The organism is Sphingobacterium sp. T2, from assembly GCF_000814685.1.
In the GTDB taxonomy this organism is placed as follows: Bacteria; Bacteroidota; Bacteroidia; order Sphingobacteriales; family Sphingobacteriaceae; genus Sphingobacterium; species Sphingobacterium thermophilum.
Genome location: NZ_JXAC01000313.1, coordinates 1 through 662, shown reverse-complemented (window position 1 = coordinate 662; position 662 = coordinate 1). Strand labels below are relative to the sequence as shown.

Here is a 662-nt window from a genome sequence, read left to right as displayed (position 1 = left end):
GGGATGGAAATTCCACCGGTTGGCAAAGGGGTATTGTCCAAATTGTCACCCGTAAATGCTCGGGAGTTACAACGCATGAAAGATGTGTTGCAGATGAAAGCCTATAGTCCATCCACCATAAAGACATACATGATCGAATTTGCACAGCTACTGTATATTTTGAAAGATGTGCCCGTTGATTCGCTGGGCTACGACCGTCTCCGTGCTTACATCCTTTATTGCATCAATACATTGAAAATTTCGGAAAGCCAGCTGCAAAGCAGGCTCAACGCCATCAAATTCTATTTTGAACAGGTGCTCCATAAACCGGACTTCTTTGCCGAAATCCCACGGCCGAAGAAGCCATCAACTTTGCCAAAGGTGTTGAGCCAAAAGGAAGTAAAACGGATATTCGACGTGGTACGAAACCAGAAGCATTTGCTGATGTTGCAACTGTGCTACGGAATGGGGCTGCGAGTAAGTGAGATTGTCAATCTGAAAGTGAGCGACATCGACAGTGGACGGATGCAGGTACTCATCGAAGCGGGTAAAGGAAAGAAAGACCGGTATGTACCACTACCGTCTGCAGTGCTGGATTTGCTGCGGGAGTATTATAAAGCGTATCGCCCTAAGACTTACCTTTTTGAAGGTCGGTACGGAGGGCGGTATTCCGTCCGCAGTGT

Annotated in this window: 1 protein-coding gene; it reads left to right on the top strand. The window is 47.1% G+C overall.

Annotation, left to right across the window (positions count from 1 at the left end):
* Positions 1–33: 33 nt before the first annotated feature.
* Positions 34–662: tyrosine-type recombinase/integrase (locus SD31_RS14465; protein ID WP_231561711.1), on the top strand; the 629-nt coding region annotated here is incomplete at its 3' end.